The organism is Chromobacterium sp. Panama, assembly GCF_003052555.1.
Lineage (GTDB): Bacteria > Pseudomonadota > Gammaproteobacteria > Burkholderiales > Chromobacteriaceae > Chromobacterium.
This window is the reverse complement of sequence record NZ_QARX01000001.1, coordinates 4,687,061-4,688,056: the sequence shown is the minus strand read 5'-3', so window position 1 is coordinate 4,688,056 and position 996 is coordinate 4,687,061. Positions and strand designations below refer to the sequence as shown.

The window sequence follows — 996 nt, the reverse complement described above, 5'->3', positions numbered from 1 at the left end:
AGGCTTCTTCAAGTTTGTACCAGTTTATGTCTGGTGGCCATAGCGAGGTGGTCCCACGCCTTCCCATCCCGAACAGGACCGTGAAACGCCTTAGCGCCGATGATAGTGTGGCATTCGCCATGTGAAAGTAGGACACCGCCAGACGCCCTCCGCCTGGAAGCTGTTGCGTTGCGCGTCCAGCACGTCCAGATAGCTGGCGTAGCCGTTGTCGTAACGCAGATTGGCCAGGCGCAGCGATTTGTTCAAGGCCTGGAACTGCGTGGTCTGCGCCGCCTGGATCTCCCGCGCCGCGCCGTAGCCGGACAGTGCGTCCAGCGCGTCCTTGAACGCGCTTTGCACCGTCTTCTGATACTGCGCCAGCGCCTGCTTCTGCCGCGCGCTGGCCGCGTCCACCGCGTAACCGGTCTGGCCGAAGTTGAACACCGGAGCCGCCAGATTGCCGACAAAGCTCCAGGTCCGCGTCGGGCCGGTGAACAGGGTATCCAGCGACAGGCTTTGCGAACCCAGCGCCCCGCTCAGGCTGATGCTGGGGAAGTAGGCCGCGCGCGCCACGCCGATGCGGGCGTTGGCGGCGACCAGCTGCTGCTCGCTGGCGGCAATGTCCGGCCGACGCTCCAGCAGGCTGGAGGACAGGCCGGCCGGCACTTCCGGCGGGGCGGACAGCGCGTCCAGGCTTTGGCCGCGCTGGATGCCGCCGGCCACCAGTTGCTTGGGCGAGTGGCCGAGCAGCACGCCCAGCGCGCTTTCGGTCTGCTCCAGCGCGCTGGCGATCTGCGGCACCTTGGCGCGGGCGGAGGCCGCCTCGGCCTCGGCCTGCTGCTGGTCCAGCTCCGAGATCAAGCCGCCCTTGAAGCGCTTGGTCTGCAGCTTCAGCGATTCCTCGCGGCTTTGCAGCGTGCGCTTGGCGATGTCCAGCTGGGCGTCGTAGGCGCGCAGCTGGAAATAGGTCTGCGCGGTTTGCGCGGCGATCGCCAGCTTCGAGCTGTCGCGGGCGAA

Annotated in this window: 1 rRNA gene and 1 pseudogene; one reads left to right on the top strand and one right to left on the bottom strand. The window is 67.1% G+C overall.

Annotation, left to right across the window (positions count from 1 at the left end):
• Window positions 1-29: 29 nt before the first annotated feature.
• Window positions 30-144: ribosomal RNA gene (gene rrf / locus DB032_RS21020) — 5S ribosomal RNA — on the top strand.
• A gap of 63 nt (window positions 145-207) precedes the next feature.
• On the opposite strand, the pseudogene DB032_RS21015 reads toward rrf, so the two are convergent.
• Window positions 208-936, bottom strand: a pseudogene (locus tag DB032_RS21015) (TolC family protein); the annotation flags it as partial.
• Window positions 937-996 lie beyond the last annotated feature (60 nt).